The sequence below is a fragment of the Pectobacterium peruviense genome, assembly GCF_003312355.2.
Lineage (GTDB): Bacteria > Pseudomonadota > Gammaproteobacteria > Enterobacterales > Enterobacteriaceae > Pectobacterium > Pectobacterium peruviense.
In genome coordinates this window covers 1104747-1125017 of record NZ_CP161826.1, presented here as the reverse complement: position 1 = coordinate 1125017, position 20271 = coordinate 1104747, and the positions used below count along the sequence as shown (strand labels likewise).

Sequence of the window (20271 nt, the reverse complement as noted above, 5' to 3'; positions counted from 1 at the left end):
ACTCAGCCCTCCACCTCAGTCTGGAACTGGCCGGCTTCGACACGGAAATGAATACGGCTGACGGGTTCACCCGCAGACATACGTTGCAGCAGCTGTAGCGAAACCGGTGGCAGCAAGGCGCCATCAATCACCGATTCGAGCATGCGTGCCCCGTTTTCGCTGCGGTTCGCCAACCGTAGAATCTCTTCCGGCACCTCGTCTTCAATGATGACTTCCGCACCAAAGCGCTGTTGCAGCAGAGAAACCAGACGCGACAATTTGCCCTGTACGATCTCGACCATGGTGTCATGTGCCAGCGGCAGATAAGGGATGACTTCCATACGTGCTAACAGAGCAGGTTTGAAGAAAGCCGCCAGCTCAGGATAGAGCGCATCCAGCAACACCTCTGATTGCTCAGCGTAGGTAACAATCGTCTGGAACCCGAGGTTGGACGTCAGGAAAAACACTACGTTACGGCAGTCGATGACACGGCCTTCACCATCGGCCAACTCGCCTTTATCAAACGCCTGATAGAACAAATTCAGAACATCCGGGTGTGCCTTCTCTACTTCATCCAGCAGTACCACAGAATACGGTTTCTGACGGATCGCTTCGGTCAACACGCCACCTTCGCCAAACCCGACGTAGCCCGGAGGCGAGCCGATCAGGCGTGAAACCGTATGTTTTTCCTGATATTCCGACATGTTGATGGTAGTCAGATAGTTACGTCCGCCAAACATCAGGTCAGCAATCTGAACTACGGTTTCCGTTTTACCGACACCGCTCGGCCCCACCAGCAGGAAAGCCCCCAGCGGACGCCCCGGACGACGGAGGTCCGCACGCGCAGTCAGCAAGTGTTTATGCAATTGAGCAATCGCCAACTGCTGCCCTTTAATAGATTCCCCCAGGAATTCAGGCAGGCGCGTGACGATATCCATCTCTCCCTGAGAGATCCGATTCAGCGGCACGCCCGTCCATTCAGCAATCACTGCAGCAATCTGCATTTTATCGACGTGGGGGGAGACCAGCACGGAAGCTTGCTGAAGTATTTCAAGCGCTTGCTCACAGGTGGCCAGTTCCGCCGCCGCCGATACCGCATCAAAGTCGACGGCTTGCTCTTCATCCAACAGCGCCGTACGCAGTTCGATCACGCGCTGAACCTGTGTTTTCTGCTGCTGCCAATCGGCTTCCAGCTGTGCCAGCGATGCCGCGCCTGCTTCGCGGGCGTCACGCAGTTCGACTAACCGCTCTTCGGTATTGCCGAGACCGATGCGCGCCTGACGCTCAAGCTGGGTGATTTCCATTTTCTGCTGATGCAGGCGAGTTTGTAGCTGGCTGACTGCACGCGGTGGCGTCGTCAAGTTAATCGCCACGCGCGCACTCGCGGTATCCAGCACGTCAATCGCCTTATCGGGCAGTTGGCGACCGGAGATATAGCGCGCCGACAGCTGCGCCGCCGCCTGAAGCGCATCTTCATCAATCAGGACGCCGTGCGCTTTCTCATAGATGCCGCGCAGCCCACGCAGGATAACCGTGGCTTCTTCCGCGTTTGGTTCACCGACTTTGACGAGCTGGAAGCGACGAGAAAGCGCCGCATCTTTCTCGACGTATTTTTTATATTCGCTCCAGGTCGTCGCCGCGATGGTACGCAGTTCACCGCGTGCCAGCGCAGGCTTGAGCAGATTGGACACATCCAGCCCACCGGCCTGATTGCCAGCCCCGATTAGCGTATGCGCTTCATCGATAAACAGAATGATCGGGCGTGGCGCATCCTTCACTTCCTGCATCACACCTTTGAAGCGTTTCTCAAATTCGCCTTTAACCGAGGCACCGGCCTGCATCGCCCCTAGGTCGAGCGTAAGCAGTTCTACATCCCGCAACCTTTCCGGTACGGCACCCGCCACAATACGCAGCGCCAACCCTTCGATCAGCGCACTTTTACCGACGCCCGCTTCCCCCACCACAATCGGGTTGTTTTTACGGCGACGGGAGAGAATGTCGATCATCAGATCGATTTCATGATCGCGGCACAGCACCGGATCCAATTGCCCCTGTCGGGCAGATTCCGTCACGTTTTGCGTATAGCGGGACAGCTGCGTGCTTGCCGCAATAGCCTGTTCCGCCGTGGCAGACTGCACCGCCACTTCCGTTTCAACAGAATCCTTCACCCACTCATCAAACTGCTGGCGTAAAAGTTCACGGTTAATCTGTGCCAGCGGACGGGATATCGCGCCTGCCACATAGCGATTTGGCGTCAGCAGCAAAACCAGCAGCAAGATACCGCTACGCAGATGCACATGTTGGAATTCAGCCGAGGCCAGCAACCAGCTGTCCTGTAACCATTCCACCAGCAGAGGAGAGAATGAGGGATAGCCCGCATCAAATTCTTTATCCACGGAGGAAGGTAGCAGCAGCGAAGACAGCTCATCCGCATCGACGCCAGCACGCTTGAGGATCTGGCGCACATCGCACAGCGGCGTTTCCAGCATTTTCATCAACAGGTGCTCAATGCGGATTTCCGCACCCTGATGTTGAATACAGAGTGCCGCCGCTTCTTCCAGCATATGACGGCACACAGGGTTGAGTCGTTCAACCAGTGTCGGCAGTTCAATTCGAATCACGGTGTAGCTCCTGTTATTGTAATAATTCTCCCAGCTGACGCAGTACGTCCTGGGTTTGATGAGTTAGCTCGTAACGGTACAGGCCGAATGCGGCCACCAAGACCACAAAAACGCCGATAAACAACGTGCGCAATGACACCTGTCTACGCAGGTGGTAACGCGAGGCCTGCTGCCCCAGATTCAGGTGAAATACCGTCGGCGAATTAGCAGGCTCAGGGCGCAACGTGTCATGTAACTTACTCACGACGCGGTTCAACTCCTCACGCCCCTGTGTCATCACCCGATAGCGCCCTTCAAAACCCAGACAGAGGCAAAGGTAGATAAATTCCAGGATGTCGCGGTAGCGGGTGGGATCGTCCAGCAGCTTCTCCAGCAGGACAAAAACCTTTTCGCCCCCCCAGGTTTCATTGTGAAAACGAGTCAACAGGGAATGAGCCGACCACATGCTTTGCCCGCCCCACTCCCGTCCCATCACGGCTTCATCAATGAAGGTGCAGAGGATGTAGCGGAAGGACAAAATCACGCCGTTTTCATAGCCATGAGAATGCAGTTCCTGCTCGATAGCCTGAATTTCAGATACCACGCGCTGATAAAGATCCTCCACGCCGTCATAGGCAGAGAGCTGGCGAACTCGCTCCACCATGCCCAGCAGCGGTGTGACCGCATCAACCATCGGATTAATGCTTTGCCCACGCAGGCGGAACCAGTAGTCGGAATCCATATCCAGCTGTCGGGCGTGGTCAAAAAGTAGATCGCCCAGTTGATCGTTTTTAATAACCTCGATGCTCATCTCTTCCTCTCCTGACTACTGGCCACGGATGGCCCAAAGCTGCATATCCAGTTCCGGGAATTCACCAGCAATGTGGAACGCCAGCGTGTTGCCAGACACCAACACCTGCCAGGCAGGGCTTTGTCTATCCAGTTGGAAATAGCTGTAACCCGCGTGATAAGGCAGTTGACGCGGCGCAACCGGCAGCGGCAGCAGTGGGATGCCAGGCAATTGCAGACTGATCAGTTCGCGGATCTTCTCGCTGGAGGCAATCTTCGTTTGTTGCAGCAGCTGTTTACGCAGATGTTCCTGCGGCATACGCGCACGCACCGCCAGCACAAACTCGGCGCTGGTCATCAATTCCGCATCGCCAACCATTGCTACCATCACGCCATACGGCTGTTTCTTCAGTTGGATGGAGACGGCACGCGGCGACAGCACGGTGCTCAAGGCTTGACGCAGCGCCATCATCAGCGGCTCAAAGCTGGCCTGCTGATGTTCATGGCGATAGGCGGGGAATTCTGGCGGCAGGCGTGATTCATCGGTAAACGTCATCAGTTCACCGCACAGCTCAACCAGCGTTTCGTGCAGGCGTTCAGGGTGCAACGTACCAAGACGCGCCAAATGCGACAGCTTGGGTTGAGCGCGGTTGAGTAATTGCAGCATCATGAATTCGGCTACGTCCGCTACGCCCTGTTGTCCCGGTGCGGCAATACGCTGCGACAGGCTGCGTGCGCGTTCAGCAACTAAACCCGCAGATTCGCCCAAAAAGCGTTTTAAACTGGGGATTGCAGTAACGCTGATGCTACACGGCATAAAGTTAGGATCCAGGATCAATCCGCCGTCAGGGCGTTTATCCAGAATGTTGGCGATCGCCAGCGAGGCATAGGCGCTGCGATCGTCACGATCGAGCATCAGGCGCAGGCTGACCTTACCAACCTCCAGAGAAACGATATCGCCACCGTCGCTGTGCAGATCGCGCACGTCATGCCGGTGCGATTGCAGACGGCTGGCGATCCCCTGCCCTGGCTGGCCGACTTCACTGACGCCATTTACCGCCAGCGGTAGCGCCAGATACACTTTCTGGTTTGCCAGCGCGACATCGGTGATCTCCAACGGCAGCGGCAGGGCATCATCACCGGGAATATTGAACACGGTGCCGTCAGGCATCACACCGCTGGCGTTAACCAGCGCGATACGGCCAAAATTGAGGTATTCCTCATTAATCGCCAGCGACTGCAAACCATAGAAATAATCACTGAGGGCGCTGAGACGCGCGTGCAGTGCGTAATCGGTGTGTCTTTGCTGCTGTTGAAAATGCTGCGGTTTAATGAACAAACCTTCCCGCCAGATAATGCGATTGCGACTCGACATAATTATTCTTCTTCTTGGTCTTTTTTGATTTCGACTTCATCCCGGCGCAGGTGCACGAGAATCTGATACGTTTGCCCGGTATTCTTTAGCTTGATGACTTTGCGCCACTCCGCACTTTCCGAATCGGCATACCGAGCCACCACGCCGAGGTAGTGCACCTTTTCATCCAGCACTTCTGGCGGCAGATATTTGAACTGCCCCGGCAATAGCGTGTAGTCCTGATGGCTGATGTAATTCTTGGCTAACGCTTTTTCGATATCCGTCGTGATCTGGTCGTAATCGGTGGCTAACAGACGCGAATCTTCCGCCAGCAGAACCAGTTGGAATTCGATAGGGGCGGCTTCACCGCTGTCGTTCGGATTCACGTCCGGTTCCGCCAGCAGGCTAAACCCCACGGTAGAAGGCTGATGATTGTTGCTTCCCACTTGGATATCCGGATTCGCCGCGACCTGCGCCATCTTGCCCAGTGTGGAACACCCCGACAGTAGGAACATCAGGGAACATAAGCACAGTGCCCGCAGCATTATTTTTGCTCCTGCTGCTGACGCACGGCACGGTCATACGCTTGCGCATACACCTGATGGAACAATTTCTGGAAACCCTGCTGGCGGGGTGACGTCAATTCTCGGAAGTAGTGCTGATACATCTGCCACGCCCAGCCATCATCCGCAGCCAACGGTTCGCCACTACGACGATAGTGTTCAAAACGGCTAAGCAGCGCGGCTGGCGAAAAGGCCTGAAGAATGTTTTCCAACGCCACGGCAATCGCCTGCTGGTTCGCAATATGATGCACTCGCATATTGTTCAACACCTCTTCCACCGCGGCGGGCGCTGACAAATGAACCGGGCTTTTCCCCTCGGCAAACAGCACCGACAGCGTATCCGCATAACCCAGCCCCAGACGCAGCGGGTTATCTTCAATTGGGCGTAAGTGCGTGTCCGCCAGTGCCGCCTGTTCTGTCTGCAATGCCAGCAAGCCTTCAACCATGGCGCGCAGGCTTTTCCCCATCTCTTCCAGCATTTCACGCAGTCGCGCATCATCACCCGGCTGAAGCGACAGCCCCAGCCCGCGCATCAGCGGAGCCAATGAGGTGCCGTCGCTGTACCCTTCCAGCTCATCTCCCGCATAGCGTGTGTTGATAGTCGGTAATTCGACAAATTTCTGATCCATGGTGTCCTCAGCAGAAGAAAAAGAAGAAAGAGAGGTCGTGAGTGATTCTCCGGCCGTCTCACTGTCTGATAGCAAGAGTGACTGGCTCTGTTCTTTCTGTAGCGCCCACAGCGGGTCGTTCAACACGACGGTAGAGTCTGCAAGATCCGTAGAGCGCCTTTTTTTATCTTCACTTAGCCAGCCGCCCAGCACATCGTCCGTGCGCTGTCCTAATACCTGATCGATATCCTGTTCCGTTGTGGGATCGCCGATATACACGCCCAGCCGGAAAGGCCCAATCACTAGCTCATCGCCGTGCGACAGAATGACTTTACGATCTCGCCCAATCGGCGACAGGGAACCGTTAATAAAAGACTGACCGCTCAGATCGCACAGGCTGAAATAGCCGTCGGTCATGTCGATACGGGCGTGCTCCGGCACGACGGAGCCCAGCCGATCCCGCAGTTGCCACTGGTCTTTTTCCGACGCACCCAGCGTGCCGCCACGGTGATCGAACTGGTGCTGCACCTGAGAATTGATATCGAGCTGCTCACTGTTAAGCACAACCAACGTGAGTGGGTGGGTTACGTTCACATTTACTCCTGCACACAAATCGTCACATAGGGATCCGTTGGCGGCTGCCCGAGAAAGCTGCTCCATCCCAAACGGCTGCTTTGCTCACTTCCCAGGCTTAAGCCCTTAGCTTCGCCTTCCGCGAAACCAAGACGCAGATCCCAGGCCAACTGATCGCGAAGAATGAAAGAGACAAAACGCACCAGCGGCTGAAAATGCTCACCGTTGGGCAAAAAACTGAGAAAGCGGCTGAAGCTGAGATTGCCAACCTTGAGCAAAAACTTGCCCGCACAGTCATTCACTTTGTCGCCGATCACAAAATCACCGCCCAACATCATGTTTCCTTTTCCCAAGCGGTTCTGCTGCCCTTCGTGAATGGGAACACGGCGGTGCTGCCAGGCCATGACGGCGACGTCGTCCAGATCAAAACAGTGAATAACCAGACCCGCGACGACTTCCGGGGAACGGCTGGGACTTGCCAACACCCCGGCGTAGGAAAGCATCTTGGCGCGGTTAACCGGCAGGCTGTCGCGTACGGCGTCATTTCCTAGCCCGACGAGCGCAAACATCAGGCGAGAGAATCCATCCTCCCCCTCATTCTGAAAGCGGACGTGATAGCGGTATTTACGCCATGCGCGGTGCAACAGCGTGAGCAAGCGGTGATGGAAGAAATCAAGAAACACGCCCAGCTTCTGTTCGCCCTGCGCGTATTCCCAGGCTAGTTCTTCGAGGTAATAACCGGGCATCGGTGACTGGCTACCGTGCAGACCCAGAAACGCGACTTCCAGTTCCTGACGGCCCTCTTCATCGCGTCCCACCTGCAAGATATCGCTAGGGTGAAAGCCAATAGATGCCGTAGAGCGAAAGCGAAGACGCTCCTGTTCAGGACGAAAATCCAGATCTTGTTCCAGATCCACGCCTTCCAGTCGATTAAGCAATTCCACCAATTGGAAAAAATTAAAGCGCGAGACATCCTGGCGGAACGTCACATCATCGAGTGTTGACCTATCTGTACCGGCCATCGGTAGCGCTCCTTGTTATCGATGTTGACCACTTCCAACAGGTGGAAAGCGTTGACGCTGGCGTATAGCGAGAAGAAGTGCGCCAGCACCGTACTAAACAGATAGAGTTCCCCTTCACTGGAGAACGCGGATTGCCGTACCGACAGGATTGATTTCAAGCCGCGCACCGGCATGCCCTGAACTAGGCGATCAATAGGCGTGGTTTCGATAGACTCAATACCCGCCAGACGCTTACGCGAGGCTTGCTCTGCCTGCTTATCGTGCAGCGCCGGGAAATCGTAAGTACGCAGAATCTGTACCAGCGCATCACGCCGTAGCAACGATACGTAGTTCAGGGACAGGTTGGAGATCAGCGTCCAGTGCAGGCTGCCATCCATCGCAGGCCGTAACGGTCGCGTCGGGCGAACCAAATTACGAAACGTCGCAAAAGACGGTGAATTGCCGGTGGGTACGCAGATCGCCCCAACGGACAGCTGTGCCGCCCGCGATCGATTGGTACAGGTCAGGGTCACCGAGATGGACTCATCCAAATCAATCACCTCTTGCTCATCGCCACGCACAAAAGAGAGCATGTGATCAAAACCGTTGCCGTTCACGGCTTCTCTTACCCGGATGCGGTAATAGAGCGCCAACCGTCCTTTGGCTCGCTCTATTTGGTGCTGAAAACTCTCAAAAGGCTGATACGTACGCGGAATGCCCCGAGAACGACCTGAATTCCCTTCAACCCAGCCTTCAACCTTATCCACGGAGAAGATTTCAAAGCTATCGGCATTACGGTAGCTGGCTTTCAGCGGGTAATCCGTCTGGCGTCCGCTGAGGTTGATCGGTTCGCTATCGTGTTGGAAGAGGTTGATCGCCGGCACGCAATTGAGCATGAACGAATCAGGGCGGATCTTCAGTTCCGCTGGTAACGGACGGTCAAAGCAAAAGTGCAGACGGAATTCTGTTACCGTCAGCGGGAGATCCGGCCATACCGCGCCAGCGAGTTGGAAAAAGAGAAAACTTTCAGGAAAACAAAAGTATTCCTGCAAGATGCGGTAACCCGAATAGACATTGCCGGGATACGGCAATAGCGCATCGTCACGCTCAAAGCCGACCGTCTTCAGCACGCTGGCTTCCTGACGGAAGCGTTGGCCATCGACTTCCAGCTCAATATGCGACAGCTGGCTGGCGATCCAGAAATAGAGTTCGTAGGCCGTATAGGTATCACCGCCCAGATAAAAGCGCAGCTTGTCGAGTTGCAGATCGCTGAGTGAAAGCGGGCCATGCAGCCCAATATCTAGCGTAATCGTAGAAAGATCGTTGCCGCTCTGTACCTTGATGTCACGAATATCCGCCGGATAAATCCAGGCATCGTGACAGGTCTGAAAATGGCAAACCACATCATCAATCGGCAGGCTGTCGAGTTCACAGCCACGCTCAACAAACGCAGGCTGTGCAATCGCGCCGGGGAGTACCGAAAACTGCATAATGGTCATACTCGGTACGGGGCGCAGGTAATTCGGCCACAGCATGCCCAGCAGACCGTGTGTCAGTTCCGGAAATTCATCCTCGATCTTCGCCCGCAGGCTCCCCGTCAAAAAGGCGAACCCTTCCAGCAGACGCTCTACGTCTGGATCCGTGGTTTGTTCTGACAAAAATCGGGTAAGCTCAGGGTGCGCCTTGGCGAATTCACGCCCTTGCAGGCGCAAGTAGGTCAGCTCATCCCTGAAAAAATGTTCCAGTGACATAATCAGATCATTCTGTAGTGGCGGTGGCTATCCATATGGATATTGAAAGAGGCAACCTGCTCCAGATCTTCCAATCTGACCCGAGCGGTAACCTGAAACGACATCTCCATCGGATTCGATAAATAGTCCGATGTGTCGACATCCACATGAACAATTCGAGGTTCAAAGCGACAGATACACTGTCGGATCGCCTCCCGGATTTTCCCTCGAATGTCCGCACCACCCTGCGTCGCGTCATTAAAATCAATCACGCCAAGCTCAGGTGCGCTGCGACAATTTCCGGGCCGGGTGTTGAGCACGTTGTCCAGTTGACGCTTAACGGACTCGATCAGTGCTTCAACTTCCGTTTCAGGGGAGGAACGACGTTCCTCCCCACGGATACGATCAAACAGACTTGCCGCGTTTCCCCTTTCCCAAGCAGAAAGAGACGGCATAAGTCTTATTCCTTATCTAAGCGCCCTACCAGCGACAGCTCAAAGTTCGCCCCCATGTACTTGAAGTGCGGGCGCACAGACATGGTGACCTGATACCAACCTGGTTCTCCTTCTACATCCAGCACTTTGATCTGTGCGGCACGCAGAGGACGACGGCTACGAACATCTGCCGGCGGGTTTTCCTGATCGGCGATGTACTGTTTAATCCAGGTATTCAACTCACGTTCAAGATCCTGACGCTCTTTCCATGAGCCAATCTGCTCACGCTGAAGCACTTTAATGTAGTGCGCCAGACGGTTGATGATGAACATGTACGGCAGTTGCGTACCCAGCTTGTAGTTGGTTTCCGCTTCTTTGCCTTCTTTGGTGTTCGGGAACACCTTCGGCTTCTGCACCGAGTTAGCAGAGAAGAAGGCCGCATTGTCACTGTCTTTACGCATCGTCAGCGTGATAAAGCCTTCTTCGGCCATTTCATATTCACGACGATCGGTGATCAGAACTTCAGTCGGGATCTTGGCCTGAAGTTGACCCATGGCTTCATAAACATGCACTGGCAGGTCGGTAATCGCACCACCGCTCTGCGGACCAATGATGTTCGGACACCAGCGGTATTTCGCGAAGCTGTCCGTCAGCGCCGTTCCCATCAGATAGGCGGTATTGCCCCACAGATAGTGTTCGTGATTGGTGCTGATATCTTCCTTGTAGTTGAAGCCCTTAATCGGGTTTTCTACCGGGTCATAAGGCAGGCGAGCCAGGAAGCGCGGTGCCGTCAGGCCCAGATAACGACCGTCTTCAGATTCACGTAGCGAGCGCCATTTCGTGTAGGCTGGGCCTTCGAAAACAGATTTCAGATCTTTGATGGAAGGCAGATCGGTGAAGCGATCTACGCCAAAGAAGGTCGGTGCAACAGAAGAGATGAACGGCGCATGCGCCATCGCGCCAACGGCGCTGACATACTGCATCAGCTTGATGTCTGGTGAGCTTTGCGTCAGCGCATAGTCACCAATCACGCCGCCGATAGGCTGACCGCCAAATTGGCCGTAGCCGCTAGAGTAAACGTGTTTATAGAAGCCAGACTGGGAGATTTCAGGCGCGAATTCGAAATCTTCCAACAGCTCTTCTTTTGTCGCATGCAACACCAACAGTTTGATGTTTTCACGGAAATCAGTGCGATCGATAAGCAGTTTCATCGAACGCCAGGAAGATTCCAATTCCTGAAGTTCTTTCGCATGCAGAATAACGTCAATCTGCTTGCTGAGTTTTTTGTCCAGTTCGACGATCATGCTATCGACCAGCGCTTTATTCACGGGTTCTGCTGCATTACCGCTATCAAGAATGTTAGCAACCAGCGCGGCAATACCTTGCTTAGCCACGCTATAACCTTCATCGACCGGGCTAATGCGTGCTTGAGCCATGATGTCATCAAGCAGTGATCCAGAGGTGCTGGCAGCCCCTGTCTGAGCCTGTTCTTCAATTATTGACATATTATTTCCCTATTTCGTCAGTAAACATCAATTATTCGGCGGGTTTCACCAGATCGAGCTCTTTCAAAAGCTGCTCTCTGGCTTCTTCGCTGGACAACAGATCCTGCAAACGATTACGGAATGAGGGAATATTGCCGAGGGGGCCTTTCAGCGCGACTAATGCTTCACGTAAATCAAGCAGCTTACGTAATTCAGGCACTTGCTGGGCGATGCGGTCAGGGGAGAAATCATTCAAACCGCCGATGCTCAATTTCACTGGCAGGTCGTCCTGACTTTCTTCTTCAAGGCGATTTGGCACACTGAAATTCAGTTCCAGATTTGCTTCTTTCATCACGGAGGTAAAATTGTTTTTATCGATCGATACGGTCTGACGCTCCTCGATCGGCGTTTCCTCTGTGCGCCCTTTCATATTTCCCACGATCATCAGCGTTAACGGCAATTCTATTTCCGCCTGCTGACCACCAGTGGCCGGAACATATTTGATATTAATACGTTCCTTTGGTGCGACAGATGCACCATCAGTTCCTTTTGCCATGTGTCTATACCAACGTAAGGGCACTCGGGCCCGGAGAAGTAAAGTCGATTCCTACCAAAAGCCCGCCATAATCCATAAGCACGGCAGCGACTCGGCAAACAAATATCCCCGTCATACTTCGAGTTGCATGTACGTTGGCTGCGTTCAGTCACCCGAATCACTTACCTGAGTAAGCTCATCGAGATTTCTTCTCTTGCCGCCTTCCTGAAACTCGAATTATTTAGGGTATAGCGTATTTGTTTTTCGACCAGCGAGATGAAATAAATTTAAATCGAATTAAAAAACCATAATAAAACCGTAAAGTTACGATTTATATCGGAGTGAAAGACTCACACCAAGAAGGAAGTTAAATACATTCATATTTTGAGTTTAGATCATACACACAACACAAACGCACGGTCAACGCTTATATAGCAGAGCAAGTAAATGGAACGACTAAAACAAAAAACACAGTAAAAACAAAAAACTAAATTAAACTTAAGTAAAAATATCCATAATAAAACAGAATAATCCATTGAGTTTCAATTGACGGAAAAGGAATATATTTCGTGCCTTTTAATTTCGTTAACAACGAAATACTTAACTCGCTAATAAATGATAAAAATAACAAATAACTCATTAATTTTAATTTAGTTAAAATATTCACTATCTATTTTTTACTTTTAACAGAATAAATAACTCTATCACCTTAAGAAACTATTTCCGTGTTAAGAAATAAATATTAGATAGTTTAGCAATCATTGATTTTTTAATGAAAATTATTAGTTTTTTATACTATCAAAAAACACAAAATAAGTAATATACGCTAAATCATGAAAATTAGCGGAGTTTCATAACAAAAATTACAGAGTGAAGCAGTGGAATGATCTTTTAAACGACACTTTTAGGTTAAAAAAATAGCAATCATCCGGCAGAGTAACCTTCCAGGCGATACCTAGCGGCCAAAGCACAACGAAGAGGAAAATGAGGAGTAAGGCATGAAACCATCAAAACATCTCGTGAAGCGGGTCATCAACAATAGCGTGGAATAAGAGCGCCCTAATAGGACGCCCTTCTTTGTATGACTTCAGATTATCGTTGGAGAACGAGATCGGCGCTTTCAACTGCTAGGCTCGTATGATAATTCAGCAGCACGCTATTTAACGGGTTACCGAATATGCTTAACGCGCTTGCCGATTTTCTTCATTCCAGCCACCGCCCAGCACGCGGTAGAGTGTAGATAACGCCATTTGATGCTGTGTTCGGATATCAATAAGTTGAATCTGACTACTCAATGCCCGGCGTTGTGCATCAAGATAGCGCAAGTGGCCATCCACCCCACTGGCATATCTTGCCTCAGCCAGCCGCAACGACTCAAGATTGGTCTTCGTCAGGCTTTCCTGTGCCAACGCCTCCCGCCGTAAGGTATCCGTTGCATCCAATGCGTCAGACACTTCACGAAATGCCGTCTGAATGGTTTTTTCATAATCTGCCACAGCAATATTTTTCCGCAGGTTTGCGACATCCAGATTAGCCATATTGCTTCCGCCGGAAAATAACGGCAGCGTTATCTGTGGGGAAAATGACCAAGCCTGTTGTCCACCACTGAAAAGATCGGATAACTCAGTACTGGCACTGCCGTACATGGCTGTTAAAGAGATGCGAGGAAAAAAGGCTGCCCGCGCAGCGCCAATACTGGCGTTTCTTGATTTCAGCCGATGTTCTGCTGCTTCAATATCGGGCCGGGACGCCAACAGCTGAGAGGGTGTACCCGGTGCAATATTTTGCAGAATCGCGTCTTCAGCGACAGGCTTCTGAGGTAGATAACGGTCAATATCGTTAGTGCCAACCAGCAAACGCAGCGCGTTCTCTGATTGTCTTAACTGACGGGTGACCTGCTCCCTTTCCGCCCGCGCTTGCTCCACAAGCCCCAGCGCTTCCTGATAATCAAGAGCGGATACTACGCCTACAACACGTCTTTCTGAAATGAGCCTCAGGGAGTCCTGCCGCGACTGTAATGTGCTGTTTGTCAGCTCGTAACGCTGCACCGCACCATTGCGAGTGAGATAAGCCTGCACGACCTCCGCTATCAGCGTAATTCTCGCACCACGGGCATTGGTCTCTGTTGCCAGATACTCTTCCATCGCAGCATCAGAGAGGCTTTTAATTCTCCCGAACAGATCGAGTTCAAAAGCTGCCAGACCGATCCCTGAGCGCCACTCGTTCTGAATAGCCGCTTGGCCGGTTGGGGATATATCGCCAGGAACACGCTGGCGTGAACCCGATCCTTGAGCCTCAATACCCGGTAATCGATCGGCACGTTGGATGCGATATTGCGCCCGAGCAACATCCACATTTAACAGGGTTTGCCTTAAATCCCGGTTATTGGCGAGCGCTATATCGACCAAATTTCGTAACCGTTCATCCTGAATAAATATCTTCCAGTCGGTTGTGGCAGATGAGTGCTGAGTAGCCCGATCACTTTTCCATTGTTCCGTTATCGGTGACGGTGGCGTGGTATAGTTGGGTGCCATGGAGCACGCTGCTAACAGAAGCGTAACCGCGATCAGACTGAGTTTATGAGGCGTTATCATTTTCCTACCTCCTTGGCATCCGTCTGGCTATCAGACTGCGTCTTTTCTTTGCTTTTGTTCATCAAAGACATGACCCAAACATAGAAGACTGGCACAAACAGCACACCCAGTAAGGTCGCGCTCAACATCCCTCCCATGACACCCGTACCGATAGCGCGCTGGCTAAGTGCGCCCGCTCCAGTTGCAATCGCAAGCGGTACCACGCCAAGAATGAAGGCAAGCGAGGTCATCACGATGGGACGAAAACGCAAGCGTGCGGCTTCAATAGCGGACTGCCTGAAAGATTTCCCTTCTGCGTGGAGATCCTTTGCAAACTCGATGATAAGAATTGCGTTTTTCGCCGCAAGCCCAATGATCGTGATCAGACCTACCTTGAAATACACGTCATTAGACATCCCCGCAGCCATTACGGCTGCAACAGCCCCCAACGCCCCGACAGGAACAATCAGCAGTACCGAGAACGGAATCTTCCAGCTTTCGTACAAAGCCACCAGAACCAGAAAGACCACGACGAGTGCCAGGGCTAATAGCATCGGAGCCTGAGAACCGGCGGCTTTTTCCTGATAGGACAAGCCGGTCCACTCATACCCAATACCCGGCGGTAATTGCGCCACCAAGCGCTCAATCTCTTTCATCCCTTCACCCGAACTCATGCCGGGCACCACGTCACCAGACAGTTTGAGGCTTGGATAACCGTTATAGCGGACAACTTGCACAGGGCCATGCTTCCACGCAATGTCGCTAAACGCTTCCAGAGGAACCAATTCCCCATTGCGGTTGAGAATATTCAGTTTACGCAGCGTTTCCGGCGTAGCGCGGTTTTCAGGCGCGGCTTGGACAATAACGCGCTGCATACGCCCCTGATTTGGGAACTCATTGACTAAAGCCGAACCGTAGGCGGTCGAGATGGCATTATTAATGGCATCAAAAGGAACCCCCATTGCTTCGGCTTTCTCACGATCGATACGAAGGTCAAGCTGTGGTGCATCAGCCAATCCTTCCACCATGATGTAAGCAAAAGTCGGGGACTCATACACCATACCCATTAGCTGTTGGCTTGCGGCAAGCAGCGCATCACGACCCAGTCCGGCACGATCCTGAAGGCGTAACGCAAAGCCACTTGAGTTCCCCATGCCTTCAACCGAAGGCGGAACGATAGAAAATAGCGTGCCGTCTTTTATGCTCTGGAAAACACCGCTGGATTGATCTGCTTCATTTTGCACAGATTCCTCACTGGAGCGTTCCGACCAGTCTTTGAGCATAACAAACCCCATGCCAGCATTCTGCCCCGTACCGGAAAAGCTGAATCCTTGGAGTGTCAGCACATCGGCAACCGCAGGACGTTCAAGAAAGTAGTTTTCCATTTCCTTGGTTGATGTCATCAGCCGCTGATATGTCGCCCCCGGGGGAAGCTGAATATCCGTCATGACATAGCCCTGATCTTCTGACGGAAGAAACGCCGATGGCAGCCGGGTATAAGCCACAGCAAGCACACCAAGAATGGCGACATACACCAGCATCACTCTGCCTGTGCGTGACAGCAATGTAGATGTGGTAGAAGAGTAACGTTCCGTCAGGCTACTGAATTTACGGTTGAACCAGCCGAATAGCCCTTTCTTCTCGGCATGGTGACCTTTAGCGATAGGCTTAATCAAGGTGGCGCAAAGCGCAGGCGTCAGCGTAAGGGCAAGGAAACCAGAGAAAAGAATCGAAATGGCCAGAGAAACAGAGAACTGACGATATATCACCCCAACAGAACCACTCATGAATGCAAGTGGCAGGAACACCGCAGCGAGCACGAGGGTAATCCCCACGATTGCCCCACTAATTTGGGACATCGCTTTGATCGTCGCCTCTTTAGGCGGCAGACCTTCTTCAGCCATGATGCGTTCGACATTTTCCACGACCACAATGGCATCATCCACCAGAATACCGATGGCCAAAACCATACCAAACATGGTCATCATGTTGACGGAGAACCCTAACGGCAACATCACCGCCAGCGTACCAAGCAAACAGATAGGAACAACAATCGTCGGGATAAGGGTGTAGCGAATATTTTGCAGAAACAGCAGCATGACTAGAAAGACGAGCACAACAGCTTCAAGCAGCGTCATCAGGACTTTCTTAATGGCCACTTCAACAAATTTCGATGTGTCATGAGGAACGCTATAACTGATATTCTCTGGGAAGTTCATCGACAATTCAGCCAGTCGAGATTTGACGGCTTTTGCTGTCTCAAGTGCATTTGCCCCAGGGGAAAGTTGCACACCGATCCCTACCGCAGGTTCACCATTGAGCCGTGATGATAAACGATAATCCTGCCGTCCCATTTCTACTCGACCAACATCACTCAAACGGACAGTCGATCCGTCGGCATCGGCCTTAAGCACAATACGAGAAAATTCCTCAATAGAGGACAGTTGCCCCTGAACCAGTATGTTTGCAGAGATTTCTTGATCAGGCGGGCTGGGCTGCTCTCCCAGGCTCCCACCGGATACCTGCGCGTTCTGCGCTTTGATAGCATTATCTACATCATTAATGGATAACCCGTAGCTAATCAGCTTCGCCGGATCTATCCATACACGCAAAGCACGCTCAGCGGAAAACATTTGCACACGGCCTACGCCTGTGACTCGGCGAATTTCGTTGTTAATGTTTCGCGCGGCATAGTCGGCAAGGTTGACCTCATCAGCATTCTTATCTTTGGCGGTTAGAGCAAAGATCATCAGGAAGTTTGTGCTCGCCTGCTCGACCTGTAGCCCTTGTTGGGTTACCGAAGCAGGAAGACGGGATTCGACTTTTTTAATACGGTTCTGTACGTCAACCTGAGCGAGATCGGGGTTGGTGCCCGGCTGAAAGGTAATGGTTATTTCTGCTAAGCCAGCACTGTTGCTCTGAGATTCATAATAGAGCAGCCCTTTTGCGCCATTAAGCTCTTCCTCTATCAGGCTTGTGACACCGCTATTGATGACTTCAGCGGAAGCACCGGGATAAGTTGCCGTCACCACAATTTGTGGCGGAGCAACAGCGGGATACTGCGAAACAGGCAACGACGAAATGGCAAGCAGCCCTGCCATCGCGATGAAGATAGCCACAACCCAGGCAAAGTTGGGTCTGTGAATAAAAAAATTAGGCATGATTTATTCCGGCACGTATGATTTTTGCGGATTAAAAAAACACTGATGGTGCAAATCGAACGAGATAACGCCCCCGTCAGTGCTAAGAAGAGGCATTGCCATCCTGTTGTTTTGGCGTTTGTACTTCCTGTTGAGCCGTATCAGCAGTTTTTACAGACATTCCTGGCTGAATTTTATCTACGCCATTGATAATGACCTTATCCCCAGCGCTCAATCCTTCCGTTATCTGCCAGTCCTTGCCTTGCATCACACCAGTAGTCACGTGTTTCTCAACAGCCATACCTTCAGCATTGATGACAAAAACCTTTGCAGTTCCATCCGTTCCACGGATTATTGCCCGCTGTGGAATGAAAATAGCCTTCTGATCCACACCCAGTTCGGTACTCACTCTCACATACATACCAGGCAGGAGCCGGTTATCCGGATTGGGGAATTCTCCACGCAGCATGATTTCGCCAGTGTTTCTGTTGACCGAAATGTCAGTGAACAGCAATTTACCCGTTGCGGTATAACCCGTTCCTTCGACATGAATGCTCACCTTCGGCGCTGAATCCTTATTCGCTGAAAGCTGCCCCTTTTCCATTGCCTCACGCAATTGCAGGGCGGTATTCGCAGGCTGATTGAAATCGGCATAAACTGGATCGATTTGCTGTATCAAAGCCATTGGCGTGGTTTCTCCCTGCCCCACCAGACTTCCTTCACTCACCAGACTTTTACCTATCCTGCCGGAGATCGGTGCCCTGACAGTGGCATAGCTGAGATCCAGTTCAGCAGTTTTGACGTCCGCACGAGCGGACAAGCGATTGGCCTTCGCTGTTTGTAGGGCAGTATCCGCATCATCGTATTCTTGGCGGCTTACAGCATCGATTTTCACAAGCGGGGTATAGCGACGAACAAGGGATTCGGCCTGTTTTACCTGTGACTCCGACCGCACCAGACCCGCTTTAGCACGGGCAAGGGCTGCTTCAAACGGTTCCTGTGCAATGGTGAAAAGCAGTTCCCCCTCCTTCACCGCGGCACCTTCAGTGAAGTGCCTTTTCTGAACAATCCCTGCTACGCGCGCCCTAACCTGTGCGACACGGACAGGTTCGATTCGTCCTGGCAAGTCTGCCGTCATGGTTTTCATCTGCGGGATGACGGTCTGAGCTTCAACCTCTACCGATTGCGGCGACTGCTGTTCAGACGCAGTCGTTTCATCACCACAACCTGCCAATAACAAACTCAAGGCAAGCGCACTCATTTTTAACCTAGCCATACAACCCCCTGGGCCACACTGGAATTTTTGCTTAAATTTGCGACGCAGATAATACTTTCAAGCCCCAAATGAGTCAATATTGATTCAAAAGAAACAAAACAAATCAAAATGAGGTGTTTTTTTTTCATTGCGGGTATGGAAAGATAGGCAGGCACCCTGACGGGGCTGACAACAAGAAAAGGAAAGAGGATGTCTGAAAATATCAGTGACAAGCTGGCTGGAGCTCTGGCCCTTGCAATCGCCCGCAATCCCAGAGCAAATCTGCAACAAATAGCCAAGAAAGCGGGGATTAGCAAAGCCACTCTGTACCGCATCGCACCGACCAGAGAGGAAGTCATTGTACTCTTGCTTGAACGTGCCACCCGTCACCTTGAACAGGCTCTTTCCTGTGCGGAACTCGCAAAGCCACCTTATCCTGATGCATTGATTCGGCTCACGCAGAACGTCATTGCTGGACGTGATTTTTACATGTTTTGGAATGCGGCTCAGTGGGTGCAGATGGTTGATGACAGAAAAGATGCCGTGGATGAAGCCATTCCTTCCTTTTATGGTGAAGCACTAGAAGAATTTTTCAGGCGGGGTCAAAAGGAAGGTGTGTTCCGCGTTGACATGCCAGCTCGCTGGCTCGCCAAAGCTTACGATTTTATGCTTTATGCTGCTGTTGATTCTGCATTACGCGGCGAAATTGCCCCCATTGATATGGCGGTGCTGGTTAACTCCATGTTTCTTAATGGGGCGAGTTCGGAGACGGAGAAGGGTTGATTGAAAAATACCGTTCTCTCGATATGTAAACAACATCGGCAAATCACGTTTTTTGCACAGTATCTAAGCCAATAACATTGTTACGCCGCTATTCGGCGACAATTTTTTACAAGGCCTTGAGCGTCCGATACCAATAACCCGATTAACAGAATACTATTCAGGTTTGAATGTGATTCATCCGTTTCGGGAAATCAATGGACGCTCTCAGCATTTATTATTCGAGCATGTGATTATCAATTGTGACTATGGTGTATCTTTCAAAAATATCGATACCAGAAAATATCTTTTACCATTGATAAATCGGAATTAATTCGCAATAGCGGAGAATCTCAGCCAATGAGAACAGCCCACTAAACACCAAGCTACCCGCTCCGCAACTTAATTAATATTTTCAGGTATATAAGTCTGAGCAAACTGTAATACTTTTTTTCCGTCGAATGATGCATATGGCAGGCTATCTATAACAGCAATGAACCGCGACTCACCAACAATATTCCTGAGTTCAGGGAGTTTATATTGAATGTGTGGCGCAACAAGAAAGCAGTCAAAAGCAGGCGCAATACTGGCAAAATTATCCAGCCCTACAGCACTGATCATAATCTGATAATTCTGAGCATCTGCCGCTTTCTGCATTTTTTTTGCAAGAACATTGGCCGTATTTCCGAACAAGCAACATATCAGCAACTTTTTCATGAGTATGCCCTCCAGATAACCACTCAAACACTATTCCTTACAACCCTGTAAAAATGCGTACTGGCTCATGTTTACAGAACAAAGATGACTGGTGGAGGTTAATGCAAGACTTTGACGTAACCGATATAGCAGGAACTATTCTCTGGTTAGCATCCGAAGTTGGAGCGTTTGTAACTG

The 20271-nt window shown here is 51.5% G+C and carries 16 protein-coding genes; 2 read left to right on the top strand and 14 right to left on the bottom strand.

What is annotated here, in order from left to right; all coding sequences use genetic code 11:
- Window positions 1–2 precede the first annotated feature (2 nt).
- The 13 genes from tssH to DUT67_RS04975 all read right to left on the bottom strand — a co-directional run bounded on the left by tssH (window position 3) and on the right by DUT67_RS04975 (window position 18639).
- Window positions 3–2600: a type VI secretion system ATPase TssH gene (gene tssH, locus DUT67_RS05035; RefSeq protein ID WP_113632890.1), complete on the bottom strand. Its 2598-nt coding sequence runs from the start codon at window positions 2598–2600 to the stop codon at window positions 3–5.
- Window positions 2601–2613: 13 nt separating this feature from the next.
- The gene (gene icmH / locus DUT67_RS05030) at window positions 2614–3390 is read right to left on the bottom strand and encodes a type IVB secretion system protein IcmH/DotU (RefSeq protein WP_048261814.1); all 777 of its coding nucleotides are present in this window, start codon (window positions 3388–3390) and stop codon (window positions 2614–2616) included.
- A 15-nt stretch (window positions 3391–3405) separates the two neighbouring features.
- Window positions 3406–4743, bottom strand: a complete 1338-nt coding sequence (gene tssK, locus DUT67_RS05025; RefSeq protein ID WP_048261817.1) for a type VI secretion system baseplate subunit TssK — start codon at window positions 4741–4743, stop codon at window positions 3406–3408.
- 2 nt (window positions 4744–4745) lie between these two features.
- Window positions 4746–5267: a type VI secretion system lipoprotein TssJ gene (tssJ, locus tag DUT67_RS05020; protein ID WP_113625524.1), complete on the bottom strand. Its 522-nt coding sequence runs from the start codon at window positions 5265–5267 to the stop codon at window positions 4746–4748.
- Complete coding sequence (tagH, locus tag DUT67_RS05015; protein WP_113625523.1) at window positions 5267–6487, bottom strand: type VI secretion system-associated FHA domain protein TagH; 1221 nt, start codon at window positions 6485–6487, stop codon at window positions 5267–5269. Before tagH ends, tssJ begins: the two co-directional genes overlap by 1 nt.
- A gap of 2 nt (window positions 6488–6489) precedes the next feature.
- Window positions 6490–7488, bottom strand: coding sequence for a type VI secretion system baseplate subunit TssG (gene tssG, locus DUT67_RS05010; RefSeq protein WP_048261823.1), 999 nt, complete (start codon window positions 7486–7488; stop codon window positions 6490–6492).
- On the bottom strand, window positions 7452–9218 hold the full coding sequence (gene tssF / locus DUT67_RS05005) for a type VI secretion system baseplate subunit TssF (protein WP_048261825.1): 1767 nt from the start codon (window positions 9216–9218) through the stop codon (window positions 7452–7454). The genes tssG and tssF overlap by 37 nt, the downstream gene beginning before the upstream one ends.
- Before the next feature lie 2 nt (window positions 9219–9220).
- Window positions 9221–9652, bottom strand: a complete 432-nt coding sequence (gene tssE, locus DUT67_RS05000) for a type VI secretion system baseplate subunit TssE (RefSeq protein WP_005972060.1) — start codon at window positions 9650–9652, stop codon at window positions 9221–9223.
- A gap of 5 nt (window positions 9653–9657) precedes the next feature.
- Entirely contained in the window at window positions 9658–11136 is a 1479-nt protein-coding gene (gene tssC, locus DUT67_RS04995) for a type VI secretion system contractile sheath large subunit (protein ID WP_048261827.1), read from the bottom strand.
- Between the two features lie 31 nt (window positions 11137–11167).
- Window positions 11168–11671, bottom strand: a complete 504-nt coding sequence (gene tssB / locus DUT67_RS04990; protein ID WP_010282535.1) for a type VI secretion system contractile sheath small subunit — start codon at window positions 11669–11671, stop codon at window positions 11168–11170.
- A 1160-nt stretch (window positions 11672–12831) separates the two neighbouring features.
- Window positions 12832–14244 (bottom strand): efflux transporter outer membrane subunit, encoded by a 1413-nt coding sequence (locus tag DUT67_RS04985; RefSeq protein ID WP_113625522.1) that lies wholly within the window; start codon window positions 14242–14244, stop codon window positions 12832–12834.
- Window positions 14241–17384 carry an efflux RND transporter permease subunit gene (locus DUT67_RS04980; RefSeq protein WP_113625521.1) on the bottom strand — a complete coding sequence of 1048 codons (3144 nt, stop codon included), beginning with the start codon at window positions 17382–17384 and terminating at the stop codon, window positions 14241–14243. The genes DUT67_RS04985 and DUT67_RS04980 overlap by 4 nt, the downstream gene beginning before the upstream one ends.
- 82 nt (window positions 17385–17466) lie before the next feature.
- The gene (locus tag DUT67_RS04975) at window positions 17467–18639 is read right to left on the bottom strand and encodes an efflux RND transporter periplasmic adaptor subunit (protein ID WP_113625520.1); all 1173 of its coding nucleotides are present in this window, start codon (window positions 18637–18639) and stop codon (window positions 17467–17469) included.
- A gap of 189 nt (window positions 18640–18828) precedes the next feature.
- Here DUT67_RS04975 and DUT67_RS04970 point away from each other — a divergent pair, with 189 nt between their 5' ends.
- Window positions 18829–19401, top strand: a complete 573-nt coding sequence (locus DUT67_RS04970; protein WP_113625519.1) for a TetR/AcrR family transcriptional regulator — start codon at window positions 18829–18831, stop codon at window positions 19399–19401.
- A gap of 169 nt (window positions 19402–19570) precedes the next feature.
- Window positions 19571–19711: a hypothetical protein gene (locus tag DUT67_RS04965; protein ID WP_262983459.1), complete on the top strand. Its 141-nt coding sequence runs from the start codon at window positions 19571–19573 to the stop codon at window positions 19709–19711.
- A gap of 68 nt (window positions 19712–19779) precedes the next feature.
- Here DUT67_RS04965 and DUT67_RS04960 read toward each other — a convergent pair whose 3' ends face one another.
- Window positions 19780–20094, bottom strand: a complete 315-nt coding sequence (locus DUT67_RS04960) for a PTS sugar transporter subunit IIB (RefSeq protein WP_048261837.1) — start codon at window positions 20092–20094, stop codon at window positions 19780–19782.
- Window positions 20095–20271: the final 177 nt, after the last annotated feature.